General features: G+C 59.6%; 25 protein-coding genes and 1 tRNA gene. 21 read left to right on the forward strand and 5 right to left on the reverse strand.

Going from position 1 to position 25,547, the window contains the following annotated elements; genetic code table 11:
- Positions 1-81: 81 nt before the first annotated feature.
- Positions 82-861 (reverse strand): MOSC domain-containing protein, encoded by a 780-nt coding sequence (locus ACR0FC_RS18670; RefSeq protein WP_170342908.1) that lies wholly within the window; start codon positions 859-861, stop codon positions 82-84.
- Positions 862-1,259: 398 nt separating this feature from the next.
- Between ACR0FC_RS18670 and ACR0FC_RS18675 the strand changes: the two genes are divergently transcribed.
- The 11 genes from ACR0FC_RS18675 (at position 1,260) to ACR0FC_RS18725 (ending at position 12,620) form a co-directional block, all read left to right on the forward strand.
- Entirely contained in the window at positions 1,260-2,579 is a 1,320-nt protein-coding gene (locus tag ACR0FC_RS18675) for an ABC transporter substrate-binding protein (RefSeq protein WP_093965439.1), read from the forward strand.
- 79 nt (positions 2,580-2,658) lie between these two features.
- Entirely contained in the window at positions 2,659-3,606 is a 948-nt protein-coding gene (locus ACR0FC_RS18680; protein WP_170342909.1) for a carbohydrate ABC transporter permease, read from the forward strand.
- A complete protein-coding gene (locus ACR0FC_RS18685) occupies positions 3,603-4,541 on the forward strand; it encodes a carbohydrate ABC transporter permease (RefSeq protein WP_010442361.1) in 939 nt (312 codons plus the stop codon). Before ACR0FC_RS18680 ends, ACR0FC_RS18685 begins: the two co-directional genes overlap by 4 nt.
- Positions 4,538-4,726 (forward strand): hypothetical protein, encoded by a 189-nt coding sequence (locus ACR0FC_RS18690; protein WP_093965435.1) that lies wholly within the window; start codon positions 4,538-4,540, stop codon positions 4,724-4,726. The genes ACR0FC_RS18685 and ACR0FC_RS18690 overlap by 4 nt, the downstream gene beginning before the upstream one ends.
- A 2-nt stretch (positions 4,727-4,728) precedes the next feature.
- Positions 4,729-5,826 (forward strand): ABC transporter ATP-binding protein, encoded by a 1,098-nt coding sequence (locus ACR0FC_RS18695; protein WP_170342979.1) that lies wholly within the window; start codon positions 4,729-4,731, stop codon positions 5,824-5,826.
- Positions 5,819-6,811: an ABC transporter ATP-binding protein gene (locus ACR0FC_RS18700; RefSeq protein ID WP_170342910.1), complete on the forward strand. Its 993-nt coding sequence runs from the start codon at positions 5,819-5,821 to the stop codon at positions 6,809-6,811. The genes ACR0FC_RS18695 and ACR0FC_RS18700 overlap by 8 nt, the downstream gene beginning before the upstream one ends.
- Positions 6,812-6,821: 10 nt before the next feature.
- Positions 6,822-8,444, forward strand: a complete 1,623-nt coding sequence (locus tag ACR0FC_RS18705) for a dihydroxyacetone kinase subunit DhaK (RefSeq protein WP_170342912.1) — start codon at positions 6,822-6,824, stop codon at positions 8,442-8,444.
- Positions 8,445-8,451: 7 nt separating this feature from the next.
- Positions 8,452-9,510 (forward strand): LacI family DNA-binding transcriptional regulator, encoded by a 1,059-nt coding sequence (locus ACR0FC_RS18710; protein WP_170342914.1) that lies wholly within the window; start codon positions 8,452-8,454, stop codon positions 9,508-9,510.
- Positions 9,511-9,536: 26 nt separating this feature from the next.
- Positions 9,537-10,592, forward strand: coding sequence for a sugar phosphate isomerase/epimerase family protein (locus ACR0FC_RS18715; protein WP_093965426.1), 1,056 nt, complete (start codon positions 9,537-9,539; stop codon positions 10,590-10,592).
- Positions 10,592-11,746: a Gfo/Idh/MocA family protein gene (locus ACR0FC_RS18720; protein WP_170342915.1), complete on the forward strand. Its 1,155-nt coding sequence runs from the start codon at positions 10,592-10,594 to the stop codon at positions 11,744-11,746. Before ACR0FC_RS18715 ends, ACR0FC_RS18720 begins: the two co-directional genes overlap by 1 nt.
- Positions 11,747-12,242: 496 nt before the next feature.
- A complete protein-coding gene (locus tag ACR0FC_RS18725) occupies positions 12,243-12,620 on the forward strand; it encodes a hypothetical protein (RefSeq protein WP_170342917.1) in 378 nt (125 codons plus the stop codon).
- Positions 12,621-12,731: 111 nt separating this feature from the next.
- Here the strand turns inward: ACR0FC_RS18725 and ACR0FC_RS18730 are convergent.
- From ACR0FC_RS18730 to ACR0FC_RS18745, 4 genes are all read right to left on the reverse strand, one after another.
- Positions 12,732-12,808: transfer RNA gene (locus tag ACR0FC_RS18730), tRNA-Arg, on the reverse strand.
- A 64-nt stretch (positions 12,809-12,872) separates the two neighbouring features.
- Positions 12,873-14,255 (reverse strand): sensor histidine kinase, encoded by a 1,383-nt coding sequence (locus tag ACR0FC_RS18735; protein ID WP_254437857.1) that lies wholly within the window; start codon positions 14,253-14,255, stop codon positions 12,873-12,875.
- A gap of 18 nt (positions 14,256-14,273) precedes the next feature.
- The gene (locus tag ACR0FC_RS18740; RefSeq protein ID WP_170342919.1) at positions 14,274-15,692 is read right to left on the reverse strand and encodes a dihydrolipoyl dehydrogenase family protein; all 1,419 of its coding nucleotides are present in this window, start codon (positions 15,690-15,692) and stop codon (positions 14,274-14,276) included.
- 3 nt (positions 15,693-15,695) lie between these two features.
- Positions 15,696-16,427 (reverse strand): TVP38/TMEM64 family protein, encoded by a 732-nt coding sequence (locus ACR0FC_RS18745; protein WP_170342921.1) that lies wholly within the window; start codon positions 16,425-16,427, stop codon positions 15,696-15,698.
- Positions 16,428-16,722: 295 nt separating this feature from the next.
- On the opposite strand from ACR0FC_RS18745, the gene rpmH reads away from it, so the two are divergent.
- From rpmH to ACR0FC_RS18795, 10 genes are all read left to right on the forward strand, one after another.
- Positions 16,723-16,857 carry a 50S ribosomal protein L34 gene (gene rpmH / locus ACR0FC_RS18750; protein ID WP_005980833.1) on the forward strand — a complete coding sequence of 45 codons (135 nt, stop codon included), beginning with the start codon at positions 16,723-16,725 and terminating at the stop codon, positions 16,855-16,857.
- Positions 16,858-16,883: 26 nt separating this feature from the next.
- Positions 16,884-17,306, forward strand: a complete 423-nt coding sequence (gene rnpA / locus ACR0FC_RS18755; protein ID WP_170342922.1) for a ribonuclease P protein component — start codon at positions 16,884-16,886, stop codon at positions 17,304-17,306.
- Complete coding sequence (yidD, locus tag ACR0FC_RS18760) at positions 17,303-17,542, forward strand: membrane protein insertion efficiency factor YidD (RefSeq protein ID WP_170342924.1); 240 nt, start codon at positions 17,303-17,305, stop codon at positions 17,540-17,542. Before rnpA ends, yidD begins: the two co-directional genes overlap by 4 nt.
- Before the next feature lie 78 nt (positions 17,543-17,620).
- Positions 17,621-19,243 carry an acyl-CoA dehydrogenase family protein gene (locus ACR0FC_RS18765; protein WP_170342926.1) on the forward strand — a complete coding sequence of 541 codons (1,623 nt, stop codon included), beginning with the start codon at positions 17,621-17,623 and terminating at the stop codon, positions 19,241-19,243.
- 42 nt (positions 19,244-19,285) lie between these two features.
- Positions 19,286-20,179, forward strand: a complete 894-nt coding sequence (gene ttcA, locus ACR0FC_RS18770; RefSeq protein WP_170342927.1) for a tRNA 2-thiocytidine(32) synthetase TtcA — start codon at positions 19,286-19,288, stop codon at positions 20,177-20,179.
- A gap of 68 nt (positions 20,180-20,247) precedes the next feature.
- The gene (locus tag ACR0FC_RS18775; protein WP_254433004.1) at positions 20,248-21,798 is read left to right on the forward strand and encodes a putative bifunctional diguanylate cyclase/phosphodiesterase; all 1,551 of its coding nucleotides are present in this window, start codon (positions 20,248-20,250) and stop codon (positions 21,796-21,798) included.
- 116 nt (positions 21,799-21,914) lie between these two features.
- On the forward strand, positions 21,915-23,741 hold the full coding sequence (yidC, locus tag ACR0FC_RS18780; RefSeq protein ID WP_170342930.1) for a membrane protein insertase YidC: 1,827 nt from the start codon (positions 21,915-21,917) through the stop codon (positions 23,739-23,741).
- On the forward strand, positions 23,738-24,475 hold the full coding sequence (locus ACR0FC_RS18785; RefSeq protein WP_170342932.1) for an MOSC domain-containing protein: 738 nt from the start codon (positions 23,738-23,740) through the stop codon (positions 24,473-24,475). Before yidC ends, ACR0FC_RS18785 begins: the two co-directional genes overlap by 4 nt.
- Positions 24,472-25,125, forward strand: coding sequence for a ribosome biogenesis GTP-binding protein YihA/YsxC (yihA, locus tag ACR0FC_RS18790; protein ID WP_170342933.1), 654 nt, complete (start codon positions 24,472-24,474; stop codon positions 25,123-25,125). The genes ACR0FC_RS18785 and yihA overlap by 4 nt, the downstream gene beginning before the upstream one ends.
- Positions 25,126-25,133: 8 nt before the next feature.
- Positions 25,134-25,490 carry a DUF2946 family protein gene (locus ACR0FC_RS18795; RefSeq protein ID WP_254433005.1) on the forward strand — a complete coding sequence of 119 codons (357 nt, stop codon included), beginning with the start codon at positions 25,134-25,136 and terminating at the stop codon, positions 25,488-25,490.
- Positions 25,491-25,547: the final 57 nt, after the last annotated feature.

The raw sequence follows: 25,547 nt of genomic DNA on the forward strand, positions 1-25,547 counted from the left end.
AATACCGAAAATAGTAAACCCGGTTCGCAATGGAATATAGAACAGAGGTTTCCCGGGGTTGCTAATCTGAAGGGGCGGCATTCAGGCAAGCATTTCCCCAGCTTGGCCAACACTTAGGGTTCCGCCTTTGGCTACCTCGACATAAACCCCTATATCCATGTGCCCCATCAACTGCCTGATAAGATAGGGTATTTTCAAGTCACGCTCGGCCGTATCCGGGTTCACTTCAGTGGCCGCACACCTTTTCGTTCGCGATAGTATCTTCAACTCAACATCGCCAAATCTCAGAACCGATCCAACTGCGTCCAACTCGGAAAACGAAGGCAAGCCGTCTATCTCGATATTCGCGCGGAAGCGCGCTGGCTGGATCTCTGAGTTCAGTTTTTCACCCAACTCTCGCACCGACGCGCGATTAAGAACGGATATCGCGTTCATCATTTTTGGTGAGACGACGGACACATCCGTAAACCGATGAGGAGCAGACGAGACGAATTCCGGCAATTCGGGATCTTTCAAGTCGATCTCCGAAGACAAGAAACTCGCCGCATTCATCCGGTCTTCTGGTGTTCGCATATTGAAGCTTTGTGTTTTGCCGTTCGCTTTGATCTCAAGATCTTGAGTCTCAATATCAAAACTCGTCTCTACGCCTGCCAACGCAGCCTCATTCAACAGAACAACAAAGCGATCTTTCGGCAGTGGCTGAGGGTTCTGCGCGTCGAACCCGGAGTTGTAGCGCGCAAATCCGAACAGGCGATCACCCGGGATCCCCTCCCCTGCCCGCAGCGTCACGGTTTGCATCGGCTCGGCACTCAAGCCTTTGATTGGGTACCGGTTCAATCTGACGATAGAGAGCGTGTTCATACGTCTGCACCTGTCCAACCGAGTTATGCACGATCCAGAGTGACCCGTGCCGTTTGACGCTATCTCCAATCCTCAAAGGTATCGACCGAATAATCCGCTAGAGCTTCACAAGCGGGTGCCAAAAACCGGTTGGCCGCACGAGGGCCGTGATTGTGAGCTGCGCCGATCTTGGCGGGTACGGCCATTAAATGCCTCACTGCTGAAAATACTTGCGCAACGACGAAAAGTAATAAAATTAATTAAAATCAATTACTAAAAGGATTATTCCCCGTCAATTGCCGCCGCCTTGAGGTACGAACCTCAAAAATATCTAGACTTGATGTGCGTACCTCAAATAGCCTTGGAGGTATGCCGCGATTCGCACATCCTCGATTGACGGCGCAAAAAGGGAGGAATGGATGACTTACACAAAACTGGCCTCGGCCAGCGCAATAGTCCTTGCCGCTACTACTCTTTCCACCAAGGCGAATGCTGAAGATCTGACGCTTTGTTGGGCTGCATGGGACCCGGCCAACGCGCTTGTTGAGCTTTCAAAGGAATTCGAAGCCGAATCCGGTCACACGATGAACTTCGAGTTTGTTCCCTGGCCGAATTTCGCGGATCGGATGTTGAACGAGCTGAACTCCGGGGGCAAGCTCTGCGACTTGTTGATCGGCGACAGCCAGTGGATCGGCGGGGGCGCCGAGAATGGCCACTATGTCAAACTGAACGACTTCTTCGATGCTGAAGGCATCAGCATGGACGATTTCGCGCCGGCCACCGTCTATGCCTACTCGACCTGGCCCAAGGGCACGCCAAACTACTATGCGTTGCCAGCGATGGGCGATGCGAATGGCTGGTTCTACCGCAAGGACTGGTTCGAAAACCCCGACATCCAAGCCGCTTACAAAGAGGCGACGGGTCAGGATCTTCGCGAGCCTCAATCGCAAAAAGAACTCCTGCAGATCGCGCAGTTCTTCCAAGGTCGTGAGATCGACGGCAAGACTGTCTATGGCGCAGCCATCTTTACCGAGCGCGGCTCGGAAGGGATCACCATGGGCGTGACAGGAGCGCTGTATCCTTGGGGTTTCAAATACGAAAACACGCCGGGTTCCTATGACATGGAAGGCGCCGTGAACTCGCCCGAAGCGGTCGAAGCTCTGGAATTCTACAAGGAATTCTACGAAACGGCGACGCCTCCGGGATACACCAACTCTTACATGGGTGAGAGTCTGGACGCATTTAAGTCCGGTCAGGTCGCCATGGCGATGAACTGGTTTGCGTTCTTCCCGGGTCTTTACGCCGATCCCAATACCGGCGGTGACAAGATCGACTTCTTCGTGAACCCACCACAAAATCAGGCAGGTTCGACACTGGGCGGACAAGGTATCTCGGTTGTCAGCTACTCTGACAAACAGGACGCCGCACTTGAGTACATCAAGTGGTTCGCACAGCCGGACGTCCAGGCCAAATGGTGGGAGCTTGGCGGCTACTCGGCCCATAACTCCGTACTGGAAGATCCGGGTTTCGTTGACAGCCAGCCGTTTGCCGGTGACTTCCTGGAAGCAATGGCCGGGGTGCAGGATTTCTGGCAGGAGCCTGCTTATGCGGAACTGCTGCTGGCGATGCAGAAACGCATCCACGACTACGTGGTTGCGGACCAGGGCACCGCTCAAGAAGCGCTTGATCTTCTGATCCAAGACTGGACCGAAGTCTTCGAAGACGAAGGCAAGCTGTAGTCCGGACACAGGCAGGAGCGGGTGAAATCCCGCTCCACCTTCACCCGTGAGTCCTAAACCAACAAGAGCTGGCAAAGAGATGTCTGACAGGACCGTAGATCGCGTTGCGGAGGCAACGCCCGAGCGAGTTGCGCGAAAAATCCGAGGATTATCCGACCGCGCGATCGCCTGGATATTCATCTCCCCAACGATTTTTCTATTGCTGGCGATCAACATCTTTCCGTTGATCTGGACCATCCAACTGAGCTTTACCAACTACAAGGCCAACCGGATCGGGCGTGAAGTCAAAGATGTCGGTCTCAGGAATTACGAGCGTATCCTGACAGACTCGGATACCTGGCTGAACATGCAGGCGACGGCGCATTTCCTGTTCTGGACGATCTTTTTCCAAGTCCTGATCGGGTTCACGCTGGCTTGGCTGATCAACAAGAAATTCAAGGGTAACGATCTATGGACCACGATCATCGTCTTGCCGATGATGCTGTCCCCGGCCGTTGTCGGGAACTTCTGGAAATTCCTGTATCAGCCTCAAATCGGCCTGTTCAACTACATCGTGTCATGGTTCACGGGCAAGGAACCCTCAAGCTTTGAAATGCTGGGTTCGGTTACTTTGGCCCCTTGGGCGATCGTGATTGTTGACACCTGGATGTGGACCCCCTTCGTGATGCTGATCTGTCTGGCCGGGCTGCGCAGCATCCCCGACTACATCTACGAGGCGGCTGAGATCGACAGGGCCAGCAAGCTGCGGCAGTTCTTTACAATCACCATTCCGATGGTGCTGCCGTTCCTGATGCTCGCGGTGCTGTTTCGAGGGATCGAGAACTTCAAAATGTTCGACCTGGTTGTTCAGCTGACCGGAGGTGGACCGGGATCCGTAACGGAACTCACCTCAATCAATCTCAAGCGAGAGGCGTTTGAGAAGTGGCGGACGGGCTACGCCTCGGCCTATGCGATCATCTTGTTCGTCACCGTGTTCGGCCTTGCGTCGATCTACGTCAAAGCCCTGAACAAGGTGAAACAGAGATGAGCAGTTTTTCCGTCACTGAACCTTCGAACCGGTCCAAATGGATCGCAGGCTTCCTGGTCATCACTTATGCGCTGATCACGATGATCCCGCTGGTTTGGATATTGCTGACCGGGTTCAAATCCCCCGCCGACGCGATCAGCTACCCGCCTAAAGTGGTCTTTGACCCAACGCTCGAAGGTTACGTCAATCTTTTCACCACGCGCACCAGGCAAACGCAGGAGTTTCTGGAAGCCAACCCGCCGCAGAACTGGGCCGATGAGATCGTCCGCCAATACGACATGGTGATCGTTGGGCCCTCCAAGTTCGGCGAGCGTTTCATGAATTCGGTCATCATCGGATTTGGCTCGACGTTCTTGAGTATCTTCCTCGGCACGCTGGCCGCCTATGCGTTCAGCCGATTTAAGGTCCCGCTCAAGGACGACCTTCTGTTCTTCATCCTGAGTACAAGGATGATGCCCCCGGTCGCTGTCGCCATCCCGATCTTCCTGATGTTCAGAAACCTTGGGCTGAGCGACACGCATCTGGGAATGATCCTGCTCTATACAGGGGTAAATATCTCTCTGGCGGTTTGGTTGCTGAAAGGGTTCATCGACGAAATCCCAAGAGAGTACGAGGAAGCCGCCCTTATCGATGGCTACACGAGGTTTCAGGCTTTCTACAAAGTGGTGCTGCCGCAAGCCGCCACGGGCATCGCGTCAACTGCGATCTTCTGCCTGATCTTCGCCTGGAATGAGTACGCGTTTGCCGTGCTGCTGACATCTGCGAATGCACAGACCGCACCGCCGTTCATCCCGACCATCATCGGTATTGGCGGCCTGGACTGGCCCGCGGTGGCGGCCGGCGCGACGATCTTCCTGATCCCGGTCATGATTTTCACCATCCTGATGCGCAAACACTTGCTGCGCGGGATTACATTCGGAGCCGTACGCAAATGAGCGAGTTTCTTTCCGGATTGATGCGGCTCCGCCGCGGCCCATGGGAGATGGTGGCAACCATCCTGATTGCACTGGGTGTCTTCATGCTGATGCAGCCGTTTGTCCTTTGGGCCTTCACTTATTCCTTCATCGTCACGCTGATCGGAACCGTCATGTTCATCATCGTCAGCCATTTCCCGGAGTAGAAATGGCCCAGATCGTAGTCAAAAACGTAAAGAAGATGTTCGGCGATTTCACGGCTGTCCGCGAAAGTTCGTTCACGATTGAAGACGGCGAGTTTTTCATGCTGCTGGGGCCATCCGGTTGCGGGAAAACGACGACGCTGCGGATGATCGCGGGATTGGAGCTTCCAACGTCGGGCGAAATTCATCTGGACGGCGAAGAGATCAGCCAGCGGCCGCCATCAGAGCGGGACATTGCCTTCGTGTTCCAGATGTTCGCGCTGTATCCGCACATGAACGTGCGCAAGAACATCAGCTACCCCCTGATATCGCAGGGCATGCCGCGCGCTGCTGTCAAAGCCAAAGTAGAGGAAGTCGCGGGAATACTAGGGATCAAGGACATCCTCGATAGCCCGGTAGGCGGTCTTTCAGGTGGCGACAGGCAACGCGTGGCGCTGGGGCGCGCAATTGTTCGCGAACCCAAGGCGTTCATGATGGACGAACCTCTTGGCGCTTTGGATGCCGAGTTTCGTGAGCACATGGCCGAAGAATTGCGTGCGCTTCATGATCGCATGGGCGCAACCACTGTTTACGTCACACACGATCAGTTGGAAGCCATGCAAATGGGCGACAAGATCGTGGTGATGAACAACGCCGTGATCGAACAATTCGGCACGCCGCAGGAAATCTACGACAAACCTGCCACGATGTTCGTTGCAGATTTTATCGGTTCACCTTCGATGAACTTCCTGCCGTTTCAAGGAAAGGTCGAGCCTGGCTCGGAAATGGTACGACTGAATGGTCATGACGAAGCCGTGCCCAAGCTGATGGAAGGGGCGGAAGGTGATCTGGTGTTTGGTGTCCGCCCCGAACATGTTTTTCTGTCGGATGCGAGTGCCTACCGAGCCAAAGTCCTGGCCGCAGAATATCTTGGCACCACCCAGATCGTGACGCTGCAAAGCCCGAACGGAGAGCTGAAAGCCCGGATTGATGCTCGCGAAACCGTCAATCCCGGCGAGACGGTCGGATTGGAATTCCGATCATCCGCAGTGACCCTTTTCGAAAAATCTACCGGACGCGCGTTGAGGTCCGCACTGAACGACGAGGTACTGAGCAATGGCTGAAGTCGTTTTGGAAAACATTTCGAAGTCATTCGACGACATCAAAGCGGTGGATGATATCTCAATGACGATCCCCAACGGTGCCTTCGTGGTGTTGTTGGGTCCGACGGGTGCGGGAAAAACAACAACGCTGAGATTGATATCCGGGCTTGAGAAGCTGGATTCAGGCACAGTTCGCATTGCCGGGCGCGACGTCGGGATGGATACACCCGCCCAGCGCGACGTGGCGATGGTCTTCCAGCAATACTCGCTGTACCCGCATATGACAGTGCGTGAAAACCTGTCTTTCCCTCTGCGGTCGCCGATCCTGAAGACACCAGAGGATGAGATCGCCAGGAAGGTCAACGAAGTCTCGGAGATCCTGCAGATCCCGCACAAGCTGGACAACAAAGCCACCGAATTGTCCGGCGGCGAAATGCAGCGAGTGTCGATCGGACGGGCGCTGGTGCGCGACCCCCAGATATTCCTGATGGACGAACCGCTCAGCTCTTTGGATGCCAAGCTTCGGGCGGATTTGCGGGTCGAACTGAAAAGAATTCAGGCCGACCTGGGATCAACCTTGCTTTATGTGACCCATGATCAGGTGGAAGCCATGACAATGGCCACGCATATCGGCGTGTTGGAAAACGGCAGGCTGGTTCAATACGGTACCCCCCGCGATATCTACGAAAATCCCGGCAGCGTTTACGTGGCCAGCAGGTTGGGTCTGCCACGGATAAACATCCTGCCGTCCGAGTTGTTCGGAGGCGACCACAAAGGCCCGCAGATTGGTCTTCGCCCGGAAAACATCGTTGAAGGTGAAGGCCGTGAGGCGCGCGTGATACGCGCCGAGCACCTGGGCGATCAAACACGGCTGCACCTGGACCTAAACGGTCACCCGGTCGTGACGTTGATAGATGTCCACCAGGACTATCCAACTGGAAAAATAATAAAAATCCGCCCCCACAACCCATTGTATTTTGACGCGTCCGGCGCGCGGGTGAATTAAGGAGCAAAGCATGGCCCAGTTCCTCAACACAAAAGAAACTCTGGTAACAGATGCCATAGACGGTCTTCTGGCCTCCTCTGGAGGGAGGCTTACCCGGCTGGACGGCTACCCGCATATCAAAGTTGTCTACAGGTCGGATTGGGACAAGTCGAAGGTGGCGTTGGTGTCCGGTGGAGGGTCAGGTCACGAACCCGCCCATGCAGGCTTTGTTGGCGCCGGAATGCTGACGGCCGCAGTCTGCGGCGAAGTGTTTGCGTCCCCGTCGGTCGAGGCGGTTCTGGCGGGCATTCTTGCAGTCACGGGTGAGGCAGGGTGCTTGCTGATCGTCAAGAATTATACCGGTGACCGGTTGAACTTTGGGCTGGCCGCTGAACGCGCCCGTGCATTGGGCCGCAAGGTTGAAATGGTGGTCGTCGATGACGACATCGCCCTGCCCGACCTGCCGCAGCCACGTGGCGTGGCAGGCACGTTGTTCGTGCACAAAATCGCCGGAGCACTTGCTGAAAGTGGTGCTGACCTGGACACCGTTGCCAAAGCAGCCAGTAGCACCATCGAGAAGGTTGTCAGCATCGGTATGAGCTTGGACACCTGTACTGTTCCGGGATCTCCGAAAGAAGACAGGATCGCACCTGGCAAAGCGGAACTTGGTTTGGGCATCCATGGCGAGCCGGGTGTGCAGCAAGTCGAGTTCTCAAGTGCCGTATCGGCCATGTCCACAATGGTGGAGAAACTGAGGCAACGACTTGGGGCCGGGGAATGTGTAGCTTTGGTGAACAACCTCGGTTCCACAACTCCGCTGGAAATGGCTGTCCTCACGCACGCCTTGTCCGAAACCGGTATTGCCCACCATATCATCGGCCCGGCCCCCATGATGACATCGCTGGATATGCACGGGTTTTCTGTTTCCATTCTGCCCGTGGATCAGGACGATTTGTCAGCTCTTGAAGCACCCGTTGATCTGGCCGCGTGGCCCGGAGTCAATTCCATCGACCCGGTCAAAGTGGCACCATTGCCTGACGGCCTGACCCCGATCGACCCAATTCCTTCGAACAATCCCACCACAAGAGAAACGATCTCGCGCTTGTCTGAACTCCTCATCAACGCTGAGAAGAACCTGAACGAACTGGACGCGAAATCCGGTGATGGCGATACAGGAAGCACATTGGCGACGGCCGCAAGAGCGCTGCAAGGCAGCCTTGACCGCATGCCGCTGGCTGATTTGACTCAGCTGTTTCCGGCGTTGGGCAATGAATTGAGCCAGACAATGGGTGGCTCCTCCGGCGTGATACTTGCAATTTTCTTCAACGCAGCTGGTGATGCATGTGCCAATGGGGCAACCGTTGCCAAATCCTTGGAAGAAGGCCTGAAACGCGTCAGCCAAGTTGGAGGCGCCAAGGTCGGCGACAGAACTATGATTGACGCCTTGGCACCCGCGCTTGCCGCTCTCCCGTCGGGGTTGGCCCATGCAGCAAGTGCCGCCCGCGAAGGTGCGAACAATACGGCCAAAATTCGCCGTGCGAAGGCGGGCCGAGCAGCCTATGTTCCCGAAGAAAACCTAGTTGGACATAACGATCCCGGCGCTGAGGCCGTTGCCTTGTTATTCGAGGGCTTGGCGCGGGAGCTTGAGGGCTGAAGAACACGTGGCAGACCAAAAACAAAAACTAGAATTGGTGAAGAAGCCAACCGTCAATGACATCGCGCGGGTTGCGGGTGTCAGCCTGGCGACTGTGGACCGGGTCTTGAACAGGCGCCCCGGCGTGCGGGCAGTGACCGTTCAGAAAGTACAAAAGGCAATTGATGAGCTGGGGTATGTGCGCGACACCGCCGCGGCCAACCTCGCACGAAACCGGGTTTACAACTTCCTCTTTGTTCTGCCGGACACCGACAACGAATTTGTGGAAGCGATCAGCAATCAGATCGCAGAGCAATCCCGTGACCAGTTTATCGAGCGAACTCGCATCACGATCAAAAGGGTCGCTCCGTTTGAACCGCAGGATATCGTTAACATTCTAGATGCTGTCGACAGTTTGGATATTGATGGAGTTGCCGTTTTCGGACCCGAAACGCCTTCTGTTCGCGATGCGGTGAGACGGCTCAAGGACAAAGGGGTCCCGGTGGTTGCCTTGGTGTCTGACTTGCCGAGTTCCGAGCGAGACCACTTTGTAGGAATTGACAACGTTTCCGCAGGACGAACCGCCGGTCAATTGATGGGGCGGTTCGTTCATCGGGAAGGCAAGGTCCTGGTTCTGACTGGCTCTCGTTTGGCACGTGACCACCTGGAGCGTCGCCAGGGCTTTGATCTTGTTGTGGCCGAGGAGTTTCCGCATCTCGAGGTCGTGGCGTCTGTTGAGGGCCGGGATGACCCGGATCTGATTTACAAGATGATGCCCGAAATCTTCGAAACTTATCCGGATCTGGTCGGAATATACTCGTCAGCAGCGGGCAATGCCGGCCTTATTCAATTCCTTTCGGAAAACAAGCTCAGCAAGGATCTGGTGATCATAGCGCATGAACTGACTCCGCTTAGTCGAGAGGCTCTGAGGGTTGGCACGTTTGACGCCCTGATCTCGCAAGACACCGGGCACATTGTTCGTTCAGCCGTCCGTCTTCTGCGTGCGACTTCAGACAAGGTCCCATTCAACAAAGCGCAGGAACGTATCCGTATCGACATCTATCTGAGGGAAAATTTACCGCCATAGCGGCTTAGGTTTTGGGGAGGAAACTTATGAAAACGATCAAAGGTCCAGCACTATTTCTTGCACAATTCGCAGGGGACGAAGCGCCGTTCAATTCGTGGGACGCGATTACCAAATGGGCGGCTGACTGTGGATACAAGGGCGTCCAGGTTCCCAGTTGGGATGGCCGGTTGTTCGACCTTGAACAGGCCGCGTCCAGCACCGGTTACTGCGATGACTTCAAAGGCAAAGCCAGGGAAAATGGCGTCGAAGTCACTGAACTGTCAACGCACCTTCAGGGTCAGCTTGTGGCCGTTCACCCGGCCTATGACAGCGCCTTTGATGGCTTTGCCGCCGAGAGCGTCAGAGGAAACCCGAAAGCCCGGCAAGAATGGGCCGTAGACCAGGTCAAAAAAGCATTGTCCGCTTCGAAGAACTTGGGCATTTCGGCCCATGCGACATTCTCGGGCGCGTTGGCATGGCCCTACGTCTATCCCTGGCCGCAGCGCCCTGCCGGCTTGATTGAAACGGCATTTGATGAACTCGCCCGCCGCTGGGTGCCGATCCTTGACCACGCCGAGGAATGCGGCGTCGATGTCTGCTACGAAATTCACCCCGGAGAGGACCTCCACGACGGCGTGACCTACGAGATGTTCCTCGAACGGACAGGCAATCACCCACGGGCCTGCATGTTGTACGACCCATCGCACTACGTGCTGCAATGCCTCGACTATCTGGACAATATCGACATCTACAAGGATCGGATCCGGATGTTCCATGTCAAAGATGCCGAGTTCAACCCGACCGGGCGGCAAGGGGTTTATTCAGGATACCAAAGCTGGGTCGATCGTGCCGGTCGGTTCCGGTCGCTTGGTGATGGCCAGGTGGATTTCGGGGCGGTCTTCTCAAAAATGGCGGCGAACGACTTTGATGGCTGGGCTGTGGTCGAATGGGAATGCTGCCTCAAACACCCCGAGGATGGAGCGCGTGAGGGCGCTCAGTTTGTGTCGGATCACATCATCCGTGTGACCGAGAAAGCCTTTGATGATTTCGCGGACGGTGGTGCTGACGAAGCCGCCAATCGCAAAATGCTGGGGATCGAATAATGGTTACAGGACGCAGTGAAGAAGCCTCGAGACGCATTCGGCTTGGCATGGTCGGCGGCGGAAATGACGCCTTCATAGGCGGCGTTCATCGCATAGCGGCGCGATTGGACGAAAGGTTCGAGCTGGTTGCCGGCGCTTTGTCTTCGACGCCCGAAAAATCCATTGAAAGCGGCCGGGCATTGGGTCTCGAACGGGTCTATGAAGACTTCAAACAAATGGCGATCCGGGAAGCCCGGCTCAAATCCGGGATTGAAGCGGTCTCAATCGTCACGCCAAATCACGTCCACTATGCCGCCGCGCGTGAATTCCTGAAACGCGGGATTCACGTCATTTGTGACAAGCCACTCACCTCGACCCTTGCCGATGCAAAAAAACTGGTCAAAGCGGCGGAAAGCGCGAATGCCTTGTTCATTTTGACCCACAACTACACGGGTTATCCGATGGTTCGGCAGGCGCGTGAAATGGTTGCCAACGGCGATATTGGCAAGATCCGCGTCGTCCAGGTTGAGTACCCGCAGGATTGGCTGACCGAGCAGCAGGATTTCAAACAGGCGGAGTGGCGAACCGATCCCGAACGCTCGGGCGCGGGCGGATCAACCGGCGACATCGGAACCCATGCCTACAACCTCGCTTGTTTTGTGACCGGGCTGAGGGCGGAAAGCCTTGCGGCGGATCTGCAGGCCTTCGTGCCTGGGCGCCAAGTCGATGACAACGCACATGTCTTGCTTCGCTTCGAAGGCGGAGCGCGGGGTATGCTGTGGTCCTCTCAGGTGGCTCCTGGCAATGAAAACGCACTTCGGTTGCGGGTCTACGGTGAAAAAGGTGGGCTGGAGTGGGCTCAGGAAGACCCGAACTATCTCTGGTTTACGCCCTACAACGAGCCAAAGCGTCTGATCACCCGCAATGGCGCTGGAGCTGGTGACGCTGCCAATCGCTTGAGCAGAGTTCCTCCGGGCCATCCCGAAGGATATCTTGAAGGGTTCGCCAATATTTACGGAGAGGCTGCTGAGGCGATCCAGGCTTTCCGAAATGGGATTTCACCTGAGGCGTCCGTTGTTTACCCAACCGTGCACGACGGGCTAGACGGCGTCAAATTTGTAGCCGCTTGTGTGCAAAGCTCGTCCAGAAACGCGGCTTGGGTCAAGTTGGAGTAAGTCTGGCTGTGGGCATAGGGTAGGCACCGGATACTGAGCCAGCCAACCCTTCCCTGCCCCTCGGCTCGTCCAACCACCAGTTCGCCGCAGTATTGAAACTCTGTGGCCGCCAAAATCATAGCCCGCCGGGCAAAGCAACTCTTCGCCGCATCGTCCACCAATGGCCGCTCTGCGGACGAAGCCACCAACGCGGCCGGCAAGTACAAATGGCCCGAACCGGCCCACAAAGGAACCATCGGTATGAGCGTCTGTTCAGCACAGCAGCTCAATGATGTCAGCCACCGCTTTCAGAAAGATCGCCGCAACAGGAGGCGATCACGGCAAAACTGGATGGGTACGAATAGCCTCCAACCCCCACGTATCCAATGCCGGATTTTGAGGTCTCGGTTTGCGCCTCCAGGCCAAGCAACCCAGCGCGGAAGCCCCCTCGATTTGACGACCCCGTATTTTTTCTGATAGACAGCGCGCCCTTTCCCAAAAATAGGAGGACCTGCAGATGTGGGTAGCATTCTCGACGCCCGAGGGTTCGGGCTTTTTCTCAGCCGTTGCCAAGGATGAGGACGGCAACACCAGCGGGCCGCACATGGGATCCCGCGTCTGCCTGCGGTTTCGCCGCGCACAGGACGCCGAATTGCTGCGCGACTATGGCATGGACGGTCAGGTGATCGAGACACCGGGCGGCGACTACCGTTACCGGGCATTCATACCGCGCAACCACCTCGTGACCGTGCTGATGAACTTGGGCAACCACATGTCTTACCCCAATTTCAAGGCCAGCATCCCAAAAGATGATGTGGCGTTTGAACGCGCCTGTCACGAGGTTTGGGCGGCATTCGGCGAACTACAGGAAGGCGGACCATATGGAATGGGGTGAAACACCCCATTAAACCCAGCGCGGTTGCCTCGAAGTTGTCTTGAGACAAAACACCTCGGTTTCACCACATGGGCCAAACTGCCAAAAACACTGTTTTTCGGGAGTTACCAGTGGCGGACCGAGGAGGATTCGAACCCCCGACCCCTTGATTCGTAGTCAAGTACTCTATCCAGCTGAGCTATCGGTCCGCGTTGGTGAGGCGGTATTTAGACCCGGCGTTCGGGACGTGCAACCCGATTCTTCAAAAATATTTCAAAAACCCATCTCTCCCCGTGGGAGCCTTATTTCAAAGACCGTGCCCTCGGGGCCGGTGCTGGTCAGCACCAATTCTCCCCCGTGGCCGCGCACCAGTTCCTGCGAAATCGCCAGACCCAAGCCCGAGCCACCTTTGCGCACACCACCCTGAAACGGCGTGAACAGATTCTCCTGCGCTCGTGGCGGCAAACCGGGGCCGGTATCTCGAACCTCGATGACCCATGCGTCCTGATCTTCGCAGGCCGAAATCGTGATTTTTCCTTGTTGGCCGGATGTCATCAGTGCTTGGCGTGCGTTGCGCACAAGGTTCATGATGACCCGGAACATCTGTTCCGGATCGGCCCGAACGACCAAGTCTTCGGGAACGTCGTTGGCGATTTCGATACAGCCGCCGTCTACGGCCAGAGCCTCGCTGGACGCTACGTCGGCAGCGATATCGCGCAACCGCACCTTGGTCAGGGTGGGCGCGGGCTCTTCGGCCCGCCCGAAGGCCAGCGTACTTTCGCACAGGGACACCGCCCGGGTGATCGAGTTGACCAGCTTGGGCGCCATCCGTCGGACCAGCGGGTCGTCGCTGGCTTCGATCCGGTCAGTGAACAGCTGGGCCGAGGTCAGGATGTTGCGCAGATCGTGGCTGACCTTGGCCACCGCGCCACCCAATTGTGCCAGCCTCTCGCGCTGTTTCAGGGCCTGGGTCAGGTCGGTCTGCAGCATCTGCAGGGCTTCTTCAGCCTCGCGCAGTTCGGTCACCTTGGATTGGGGCGAGATGATGCCGCGCGCATCCTCGGGTGCACGGGCGTAACGCTGCATGTAGCCCACCACGCTTTTGATCGGGCGCACCAGAACCACCCGCACCGCAAGGAACAGGAAAAACGCGGTGATGATCGAGATGACAAAGGACAGGCCGAGGATGCGCAGGCCATAGTCGATCATCGCCATACGCAGGGGCGCGCTGTCCATGGTAACTTCGATAAGCAGGCCCGCATCCCGGACAGGCTGCCCGATGACGCGAATGACCTGGTTCTCGGGCGTGAAGAAACGGATCATCGCGTCCCGAATGAGAACCCAGGGCCCGGCGCCTCGCAGATCATAGGTCTTGGCGACCTGGTCTGGGATAGGGGAAGACAGCATCAGCTGGCGCACCTCGTCCCGGCGCAGCACCACGTTGTAGACCCCGGCATTGGCCAAAAGCTCGGCCTCCAGCTCGTCGGCCAGCATGTCGTCTGCCAGCAGCGCGAGCGAGGCGATCTGGGCGCGTTCCAGCCGGTTCAGAAGAAAATCCTCTCGGAAGCGCGCGATCGACGGCACGAAGATCAGCACCTCGGCCAACATCACGAAGACCGTCGTCAAGATCAGGAAACGACCCGACAGCGAGTTCAAGTGGCGCTCCTTTCCCGATCAGGGGATCCAGCGCTGGACCAGCCTGACCACTCGTTCAACCATCTGATTCTCAAACAGTCTTGGCGAGAAATAGGCGCCCGCCACCCGTTTGTTAAGCTCTCCGATCGTGGGATAGGGCGACACCATCGCCGCGATCTGGCTCATCTTCAGGTTATTGGCCAGCGCCAGAGACCACAAGTTGATCAGTTCGCCGGCCTGATGCCCCACGATTGCGGCCCCCACCGGGCGACCCTTGACGACCATGACCTTGATGAACCCGGTCGTTTTGCGTTCGGCCACGGCGCGATCGTTATGGGCATAGTCGAACCGGGCGATCTCGACCTTGTCGCCGTGGCGGTCGCGCGCCTGCGCCTCGGTCAGGCCGACCTGGGCCAGTTCGGGGTCGGTATAGGTCGCCCAGGGGATGTGCGCCGTCTTGGCCTTGGACGGCAGCCCGAACAGGGCCGAACGGATGATGACCCCGGCATGATACCCCGCCACATGAGTGAACTGCAGCCCGCCCGCGACGTCGCCGATCGCGTAGACCCTGCGGTTGGTGGAGCGCAGGCTGTCATCCACCTTGATGCCCGTGCGCGTTTGGTCGATCCCCGCAGCCTGCAGGTTCAGGCGGTCAATGTTGGCCTTGCGTCCCACCGCAAGCAGCAGGTGCGAGCCCGCATGGACCGCGCCGTCCTCGGTGACGACCTCGACCGCCCCGGCCTTCCCGCGCACCCGGGCCACCATTGCATGTTCCAGAATTTCGACCCCTTCGGCGCGCAGAGCCTCCAATACCACTGCGGCCGCCTCGGGGTCATCCTTGCCCAGCGCCCGCGCGCCTTCGATCACCGTCACCTTGCAGCCCAGCCGGACATGGGCCTGCGCCATTTCCATGCCGATGGGTCCCCCGCCGATGATCAGCAGGTGGTCGGGCTTGTCGCGCAGGTCGAAGATGGTCTCGTTGGTCTCAAACGGCACGCCATCCAGCCCCGGGATCGGCGGAACCAGCGGGGACGAGCCCGTGGCCAGCACCACGCGGCGGGGGGTGATGACGAAATCGCCGGCCTGAACCTGCGTGGGCGACAGAAACGTCCCCCAGTCGCGAATGACGCGCACGCCGAAACCTTCGAACCGTTCCTGGCTGTCCATGGGCTCAATCTGCGCGATCACGTCCCGCACATGATCCTTGGCGGCGGCATAGTCCACCTGCGGCGCGTGGTCGGCAACGCCGAATGGCGCGGCATGGCTCTGTGCATGGGCCAGCTTGGCGCTGGCCAGCAGGGCCTTGGACGGGACGCAGCCATAGTTCAGGCAGTCGCCACCCATCTTGTGCCCTTCCAGCAGGATCACGTCCGCGCCCATCTGGCTGGCCCCGGCGGCCACCGACAGGCCGCCCGACCCGGCCCCGATCACCAGGATGTCGGTCTTGAGTTCTTGCATGGATCAAAGGCCCCTTCGGCCGCGGATGAGTTTGAGGAGAATCGGCAAAGCCGCCAGCGCGCACAGCCCCAGGATCGGGCCGATCACAAAGGGCTCGGTCAGCAGCGACAGGTCCGGCGTCTCGCCCCGGTCGAACACGCCGCCCAGACCGACGCCGATCCAAGTATAGACGATGCCGCCCGGAATGATGCCCAGCGCCGTGGTCAGCAGAAAGTTCCGGAACTTCACCCCGACGAGCGCCGGCACCAGATTGGCGACAAAGAACGGCACCACCGGCACCAGCCGCATCAGGAACAGCACCGGGATCTCGTTCTCGCGCAACCCGTCCTTGATTCGCTTGACGGTGCCTTCCGAGGCCTCCAGCCGCGCCGTCAACGCCTCGCCCAACCCCCAGCGGGCCGCCAGAAAGATCGCCGAGGCCCCCACGGTTGCGGCAAAGACGTTGAACACGGTGCCCGCGAACAGCCCGAACAGGAACCCGCCCGTCATCGACGCCACGGCCGCACCGGGCAGAGAGAAGGCGACGATCAGGACATAGACCAGGACGAAAACGCCCGCCAACGACCAGTAATTGGCATCGCGCCAGGCCAACAGCGCCTCGCGATTGTCGCGCAGGGTTTCAAAAGTCAGGTAGTCGCCCAGCGCAAAGAACCCGACGACTGCAACCGTCAGGATCACGATCAGGGGAATATGTCGCGCCAGCCCACTGCGCGGCACCTGGGTGGTTTCGGTCATCTTGTCTTCCGGGTTCGAATGCTTCATCTGCTCCACAAGATGCGCGCTTGGCCTTCTGTGCAACAGGGTCCTCACGCCGGGTTGAACACGCACCGGTTCAATGTGAGAAATCCGCCATCCTCGGGCTGATTCTGAAACTTTTGACCGGTCGCCCGACAGAATTGTTGCAAAAGGCACGAAAACCGTTGCGATGGGGTTTGACTTGCCCGCCGGTTCCCAGTAGAGGACGGGCTTCGAACACCACGGGCAGGCGAATCCGCGCCGCACCCGACCGCCAAAGATTGGAGACGGAGCGATGAAACGCACCTATCAGCCTTCGAACCTGGTTCGCAAACGCCGCCACGGTTTCCGCGCGCGCATGGCCACCAAGGCCGGCCGCAAGATCCTGAACGCTCGCCGTGCCCGCGGCCGCAAGTCGCTGAGCGCATAAACCGCGCGACCTTTCAGGTTTTGAACATGACGCCGCCGGAGGCCCCTGTGGATGGCACTGACCACCCCGGGGATATGCCCCCGGCGGCGTCCGTTTGCGCGCCTGCTCTGTCGGTGCTGCGCAAGCGCAGCGATTTCCTCAGGGCCGCACGGGCCCGACGACAGGGCACGCCTTCCATGATGGTGCAGGCCCGCAAGCGCGCGCCGGATGAGGCCGAGGGCATTCGCGTCGGTTTCACCTGCTCGAAAAAGGTCGGCAATGCCGTAGCCCGCAACCGGGCCAAGCGCCGCCTGCGCGAGGCGGCCCGCGCCGTTCTGCCGGACCATGGCCGGGACGGGTGGGATTACGTCCTGATCGGACGGGCCGAGGTGACCGCCGCCCGCCCCTTTGACGCCTTGCTGGACGATCTGCGCCAGGCCCTGCGCAAGATCCACAGCCCGCGCAAATGACCCTGCTTGCCCATATCCTCGCGCTGCCAATCCGGGCCTACCGGCTGATCTTCAGCCCCTGGGTGGGGTTCAACTGCCGTTATCAGCCGACCTGCTCGGCCTATGCGCTGGAAGCGCTGGAAAAGCACGGCCCGATCAAGGGCGCATGGCTGGCCGCGCGCCGCATCGGGCGCTGCCACCCCTGGGGCGACGACGGCTATGACCCGGTGCCCGACGACAAACCCGACGCGCCCTGATCTGACACCCCGTCACGCTTGACCCAAGGGGGGTGCGCCGCTGAACATCGGTTTCAGCAACAACCGTCCGAGGCGCCCATGTCCAGATCCAACGCCCGCCAGTGTCTGCCCACGCATGAGGTGACGAACCAACCGCCCGAGCGCGGCGACGTTGACCTGTGGACCTCGGACCCGGTTCTGAGGGACTGCGCCACGCGCGCCGGGGCACGGGCGGCCCCGCTGGCCGCCTACGGGGCCGCTTTGGGCCGGGCCGAAACGCGCGAGGCCGGGCGCGACGCCAACCTGCACCCGCCCGAACTCTGCCTCTTCGACCGGGGTGGCCGCCGCCTGGACGAGGTGCGGTTCCACCCGACCTATCATCACATGATGGATCTGAGCCAATCGGCAGGCTATGCCGCGCTCGCCTGGGACGGAGCGCCGGGCGGTCACGCCACCCATGCCGCGATGGTCTATCTGGCCAGCCAGGTCGAGCCGGGCCATTGCTGTCCGTTGACCATGACCTATGCCGCCGTGCCGGCGCTGGCCGCCAACCCCGAACTGGCCGAAATCTGGCGCCCGAAACTGACCGCCGACACTTATGACCCAGCCACCCGCCCGATCAGAGAAAAACGCTCGGCGACCTTGGGCATGGCGATGACCGAGAAACAGGGCGGCTCGGACGTGCGTGCCAATACCACCACCGCCAACCGTGACGGCGATGCCTGGCGGCTGCGCGGCCACAAATGGTTCTGCTCGGCCCCGATGTCCGACGGGTTCCTGACGCTGGCGCAGGCTCCGGGCGGGCTGACCTGCTTTCTACTGCCCCGCTGGCTGGAAGGCGAGCGCAACGCCATCCACCTGATGCGCCTCAAGGACAAGCTGGGCAACCGCGCCAATGCCTCGTCCGAAGTCGAGTTCCATGACGCGCTGGCCTATCAGCTGGGCGACGAGGGGGCCGGCGTGCGCACGATCATCGAGATGGTTCATCACACCCGGCTCGACACCGCGATGGCCCCCGCCGGCCTGATGCGCGCAGCCCTGTCCGAAGCGCATCACTGGGTCAGCCACCGCAGCGCCTTTCAGCGCCGCCTGATTGACCAGCCGTTGATGCGCGCCGTTCTGGCCGATCTGGTGCTGGACTGGGAAGGCGCGCTGACCTTGGGCCTGCGCGTGGCCCGCGCCTTTGACGGGGACACCGCCGAAGACCGCGCCTTTGCCCGGATCGGGGTGGCGCTGGCCAAGTTCGTGTCGAACAAACGCTGCCCGGTCGTGGCGGTCGAGGCGATGGAGGTGCTGGGAGGCATGGGCTATGTCGAAGACACGCCGATGCCGATGATCTATCGCGAAGCGCCCCTGAACGGCATTTGGGAGGGGTCGGGCAACGTGATCTGCCTGGACATTCTGCGCAGCCTTGCGCGCGACCCGCTGGCCGCCCAGACCTTGCAGGCCGAACTGGACGCGGCAACCGGAGCCGACCGCCGTTATGACGCCGCCCTGAAGGCGCATCGCGACCGCTGGTCCACCCTGCCCCCCGAGGCCGAGGCCCGCTGGTTCGCCGACGCCACCGCGCATCTGCTGACCGCCGCGCTGCTGCTGCGCCATGCGCCCGGTGCGGTGGCCGATGGATATATTGCCACGCGGGTTCTGGGCGAAAGCGGGCGCATACCCGGATCAGTCTCGGGGCTGGACACTGACGCCCTGCTGGGCCGGCTGTCCGGCTAGGCGGGCCTTGCCCGGTCGGCGTATCTGCGGTAGGGGCTGCGCATGTTCGACGAAGCCGACGATATCCATCCGCTGTTTGCCGGTGCGCCCTCGACCACCGAGTTCAAGAAGCTGCGCAAACGCATCGTGCGCCAGACGCGCGAGGCGATCGAGCAATACGGCATGGTTGACCCTTCGGCCCATGACAAGGATGGCAAGCCGCCGCGGTGGCTGGTCTGCCTGTCGGGCGGCAAGGACAGCTATACCCTGCTGGCCGTTCTGTACGAGCTGAAGTGGCGCGGCCTGCTGCCCGTGGACCTGCTGGCCTGCAATCTGGATCAGGGGCAGCCGGGCTTTCCTGGCACCGTGCTGCCCAAGTTTCTGGAACGGATGGGCGTGCCGCACCGGATCGAGTATCAGGACACCTATTCCATCGTGGTCGACAAGGTGCCGCAGGGCCGCACCTATTGCGCGTTGTGCTCCCGCCTGCGCCGCGGCAACTTGTACCGGATTGCGCGCGAGGAAGGGTGCTCTGCCGTGGTTCTGGGGCATCACCGCGATGACATCCTGGAAACCTTCTTCATGAACCTGTTCCACGGCGGCCGTCTGGCGACCATGCCCCCGAAACTGGTGAACGAAGAAGGCGACCTGTTCGTCTATCGCCCGCTGGCCCATGTCGCCGAGGCTGATTGCGAGAAATTCGCAAAAGCGATGAACTATCCGATCATCCCCTGTGATCTGTGCGGCAGTCAGGACGGCCTGCAACGCCAGCAGGTCAAACAGATTCTGGACCAATGGGAAAAGAACAGCCCTGGCCGGCGGCAGGTGATGTTCCGCGCACTGACCAATGCCCGGCCCTCGCACCTTCTGGATTCGAAGCTGTTCGATTTTGCCGGACTGACGCTGAACCCCGACAAAAACGGCGAAAATCCGGAAGAAATTCCGCTTCAGCGTTAACGTCTGACTCAGATTGATTTCCTAGCCTCCGATCGGACTCAGTTCGCCCAATTGGAAGGCCGGAATCGATGCTGAAAAGGTTCTCACTCCAGAGTTTTCGGAATGCTCTGCTGACCGTTCTGGCAATGCCGCAGGTTTTGGCGTTCGTACCTGCATTGTGCCTGGCTGCTTTCTGGCTGGGCGGCGACACGGCGTTGGTCGTTGTCGCCCTGGGGTTGCCCTTGTTGTTTTCGGCCGCCCAACGGCTGCAACCGGGCGCCGGTCCTGCTTTGGCGACGCACATGCGGCCCAAGGGACTGTTACCACGTGATGTTTTCTGCGCCGAGATGGAGTATCTGCACAGCACATCGCGGGCAACCGGAGAGGATTCAGCCTGCATCGTTGTGTCTCTAGATGATTTCGACGATGTCGAAGAGCTGCACGGCACCGCGGCAGCCGACTATGTGGCAGGGCGCTTCTGCGACCGCATCTTGGCGGTGATCCGGAGCGAGGATATTGCAACACGCCTGTCGAGAAACACGTTTCTGATCGGGTTGCGCCCCTCACGGCATCTGGACTTGGAAAGCTGCATCCAAACCTCGGGACGCATACAAAGCACGGTGGAGGAACCGATCCCGCTGGACAATGCCAGCCTCTATCTGTCCTGCTCTGCCGGATTCTGCCTGCACTCTGCCGTTGCCGATGAAGAGCCGGACGGCTGGATCGAGGCCGCTCGGGCCGCGCTTGCCGAAGCACAGCGGAACGGGCCTTCCACGATCCGCGCCTACTCCGAGGCCACGCGGCGCAGATCAGTCGTCCATATCAATTTCCGCAAGGAGTTGGAGACTGCTCTGGAAACCGGTCAGATCCGCCCTTGGTTTCAGCCACAGGTTTCAACGGACACCGGCGACATCACCGGGTTTGAGGCCCTTGCTCGATGGGAACACCCTTCCAAGGGAGTTGTCGGGCCGCAGGTGTTTCTGCCTTTTGCCGAACAGGCCAAGCTGATGGACAAGCTGGGCCAGACGATCCGCCACCACGCCTTTCGCGCTATGCGCGACTGGGACTGCGCCGGCGCCGTCATTCCTCGGATCGGCATCAACTTTTCATCGGACGAATTGCGGGACCCCTCACTTGTTGACCGGGTGCGATGGGAGTTGGACCAGTTCGACCTTTCGCCGGACCGGCTGGCCGTGGAAATCCTCGAAACCGTTTTTTCGCGCCGACCCGATGATGTCATCACCCGCAACGTGACCCAGTTGTCCAAGCTCGGCTGTTGCATCGATCTGGACGATTTCGGCACTGGTCACGCATCATTTTCGTCGATCAAGCGCTTTGATGTCTCCCGCATCAAAATCGACCGGTCTTTCGTGTCCAATGCGGATCGGGATCCGTCCCAGCAGCAAATGGTCAGCGCCATTCTGATGATGGCCGAGAGATTGAACCTTGAAACCCTGGCCGAGGGGGTGGAAACCCCCGGCGAGCACGCGCTGATGGCGCAATTGGGGTGTCACCATGTCCAAGGGTTTGGGATCGGCAAGCCGATGCCGGTCGAGCATACGCTAGACTGGATCAAGGACCGCCGCGCGAAACTGGGAGGCGCACCGCGGATTGGCCGCGAAATGGGCCGGAAATCCTGATTTCGGGGACTGGATTGCCCTACACTCACGATTTCCGGGGCGATTCCGCTTGACCTTTTGGGCTGCACTCTGTTGAACCCTGCGGTGTCTTTCACTGCTCAAGGTGGCTGTCCCAGATGGACGATCAGAACAAGAATCTCATCCTTGCAACCGCGCTTAGTTTCCTTGTGATCCTGGTCTGGTTTGTGCTGTTCCCTCCGCCGGAACCGACCACAACGCCTGAGCAGGCCGAGATCAGCGCGTCGGAGGGGAACGAGGTTCAGACGCCAAGCGCCGGAAGCACGTCTGTCGGCGAGGCAACCGCCACCGCTGAGGAAACCCTGCCGGAAGCCACCGCGCCGCGGATCCAAATCGACACGCCGCGTCTGTCGGGCAGCCTGTCGCTTTCGGGTGGACGGATCGACGAACTGTATCTGAAAGACTACAAGGTCTCGATCGACGAGGGCGCGCCGATCGTCGAACTGCTGTCGCCCGTTGGGTCCAATTCGGCCTATTACGCCCTCTACGGGTGGGCACCCGGTGCCGGTTTGGCTGGCTCGGACGTGCCGGGCCCAAATACCATCTGGACGCTGGAACAGGGCGAGACCCTGTCGGTAGACAGCCCAGTAACCCTGAAATGGGAGAATGGCGCGGGCCTGACATTCCGCCGCACGATCGGTGTGGATGCGGATTACATGTTCACCGTGACCCAATCCGTCGAAAACGGCACCGGAGCCGAGGTCGGAATGGCCCCATACGGCATTCTGGCCCGCCACGGCATCGGCGAGGATGGCGATCTGCCGGGTTTGAAGAACTTCTTCATCCTGCATGAAGGTGTGATCGGCATGTCCGACGGGACCCTGTCCGAGGTGGACTATGGCGATGTCCGCGATTTCGACATCGACCCCAACGAACGGGCGCAGGCCGAGGTCTATCAGGTCAAGGAAAACGGCTGGATCGGCTTTACCGACCACTATTGGATGACCACGCTGATCCCCGATCCGGGGTCGGCTTTCAAGGCTGCCGCAAAATATGACGCGCGTCGGAAGATCTACCAGGCCGAAACGGTATTGCCGACGATGACGGTTGCCCCCGGCGAATCCGCCGAGGTTACCACCCGACTGTTTGCCGGCGCCAAGGAATGGGAGACCATCCGCGAATATCAGGCCCAGGGCGTTCAGAAGTTTATCGACAGCATTGACTGGGGTTGGTTCTTCTTCCTGACCAAGCCGATTTTCTGGCTGCTGCACAACATCAACGCCCTGATCGGCAACATGGGTTGGTCGATCATCGGGCTGACCCTGATCATCAAGGCAATCCTGTTCCCGCTGGCGTTCAAATCCTACGTCTCGATGGCGAAGATGAAGGAACTGCAGCCACAGATGGAAGCCCTGAAAGAAGCTGCTGGCGACGACCGTCAGAAGATGCAGCAGGGCATGATGGAGTTGTACAAAAAGGAAAAGGTCAACCCGGCCGCCGGCTGTCTGCCGATCCTGATGCAGATCCCGATCTTCTTTTCTCTCTACAAGGTGATCTTCGTCACCATCGAACTTCGGCAAGCCCCCTGGTTCGGTCCTTTCCGGGACCTGAGTGCGCCGGATCCGACCTCGATCATAAACTTCTTCGGCTGGCTGCCATGGGCCGGACCTGAGCCCGGCACGCTGATGGCAACGATTTTCATCGGCATCCTGCCGCTCCTGCTGGGGATCTCGATGTGGCTGCAGCAAAAGCTGAACCCGGCGCCCACCGACGCGACCCAGGCCATGATCTTTGCCTGGATGCCATGGGTATTCATGTTCATGCTAGGCAGCTTTGCCAGCGGGCTGGTCGTTTACTGGATCGCGAACAACACCATCACGTTCACCCAGCAATACCTGATCATGCGCAGCCAGGGCTATACGCCGGATGTGTTTGGCAACATCAAGTCGGGGTTCAAGAAAACCCCCAAGACGGACAAGAAATGACCGGACAAGTCACGCAGATCTGGCGCCATCCGATCAAAAGCCATGGCAGGGAACCCCTGCAGGAAGTCACCGTTATCCCCGGGCAGACCATGCCCGGGGATCGCGTCTGGGCGGTGGCGCATGAAATGTCCAAGGCCGACGGGTCCGAGTGGGCGCCTTGCGCCAATTTCAGCCGCGGCTCGAAGGCGCCCCAACTGATGGCGATATCGGCCGTTCTGGACGGGGATCGCGTGACCCTCAGCCACCCGAATCGTCCCGATCTGACCTTCCACCCGGACACAGAACAAGACCTGTTTCTGGAGTGGGTCAGCCCGCTGATGCCTGCCGACCGCGCCGCATCGGCACGGATCGTCCGGGTTCCTGGCCGTGGTATGACCGACAGTGACTATCCCTCGGTCAGCCTGTGCAACATGGCCTCGCATCGGGCGGTCGAGCAGCGTCTGGGCCGCGAGCTGTCGATCTGCCGCTGGCGTGGCAACATCTGGTTCGATGGCCTTCCTCTGTGGGAAGAATTTGATTGGCTGGATAGGGACGTGCAGATCGGCGAGGCCGTGTTTCACGTGCGAGAACGGATTACGCGCTGCATGGCAACGACTGCGAACCCCGACACCGGAGTGCGGGACGCAGATACGCTAGGTGCTCTGCGCAGCTGGGACCATCAGGATTTCGGAGTATACGCCGAAGTCATTCGCCAAGGCATGATCCGCCTCGGAGACAAGGTGCAGGTTCAATGAAAGCCCTGCCATTTTCCCTGGCGGCCGATCCCGATGACCACGCAATAGAGGCCGGCCGCAAGCTGTTTGCCGGGCCGTCCGAATTCGTCAAAGGCGTCGTGGCAATGAACGGTCTGCCCGCCCCCGACCGGATCGAGGTCTGTTTCGCCGGCCGCTCGAACGTGGGCAAATCCAGCCTGATCAACGCTCTGACCGGCACCAAGGGGTTGGCCCGCGCGTCGAACACGCCGGGCCGCACGCAAGAGATCAACTTCTTCACTCAAGGCCCCGAGCTGTATCTGGTTGACCTGCCCGGCTATGGCTATGCCAACGCGCCGGTCAAGGTGGTCGAGAAGTGGCAACGCCTTCTGAAACAGTACCTGAGCGGGCGGCAGACCCTGCGCCGGGCCTTCGTGCTGATCGATTCCCGCCACGGCGTGAAACCCGTGGATGACGAGATCATGAAGCTGCTGGACACCAGCGCCGTAACCTTTCAATGCGTGATGACCAAGGCCGACAAGGTCAAGGCCAAGGACCGAGAAAAGGTTCTGGAACAGGTGCGCGGTGCCCTGTCCAAACACCCCGCCGCCTATCCGGAGATCGTGCTGACCTCGTCCGAAAAAGGCGACGGCATCCCAACTCTACGTTCGATCATCGCCAATCTGGAATGATGCTGCTGATGCGCGTCATATCGGTGCTGACGCTGGTTGCCGTGATGGTATCCGGTGCAATCCCGATGGGCTGGATGCCCACGCGCAACTCGGACGGGGCGATCCTTATGGTGATCTGCACGGGCGACGGCCCGGTCGAGCGCTGGATCGACCCGGGCGAGGACGCCCCGGACCACGACGAAACCGACGAACGCAGCGCCTGCCCTTATGGCGGGGTGAATCTGGCAACCCAATTGCCCGAAGTGGGGACGGTGCTGCCCGCCGACTGGCCGATTGCCGCGCGTTGGGCGCATGTGGATTTCACTCATCGCAGCGCAGGCTTTTACGCCCGGTATGACGCACGGGGTCCGCCCCACCTCTCCTGAAACCGCGAACAAGACCTGAAACCTCGGCCGCCCGGCCGGGGATGTTTCGAATTTCTG

The organism is Ruegeria sp. BB9 (assembly GCF_056539345.1).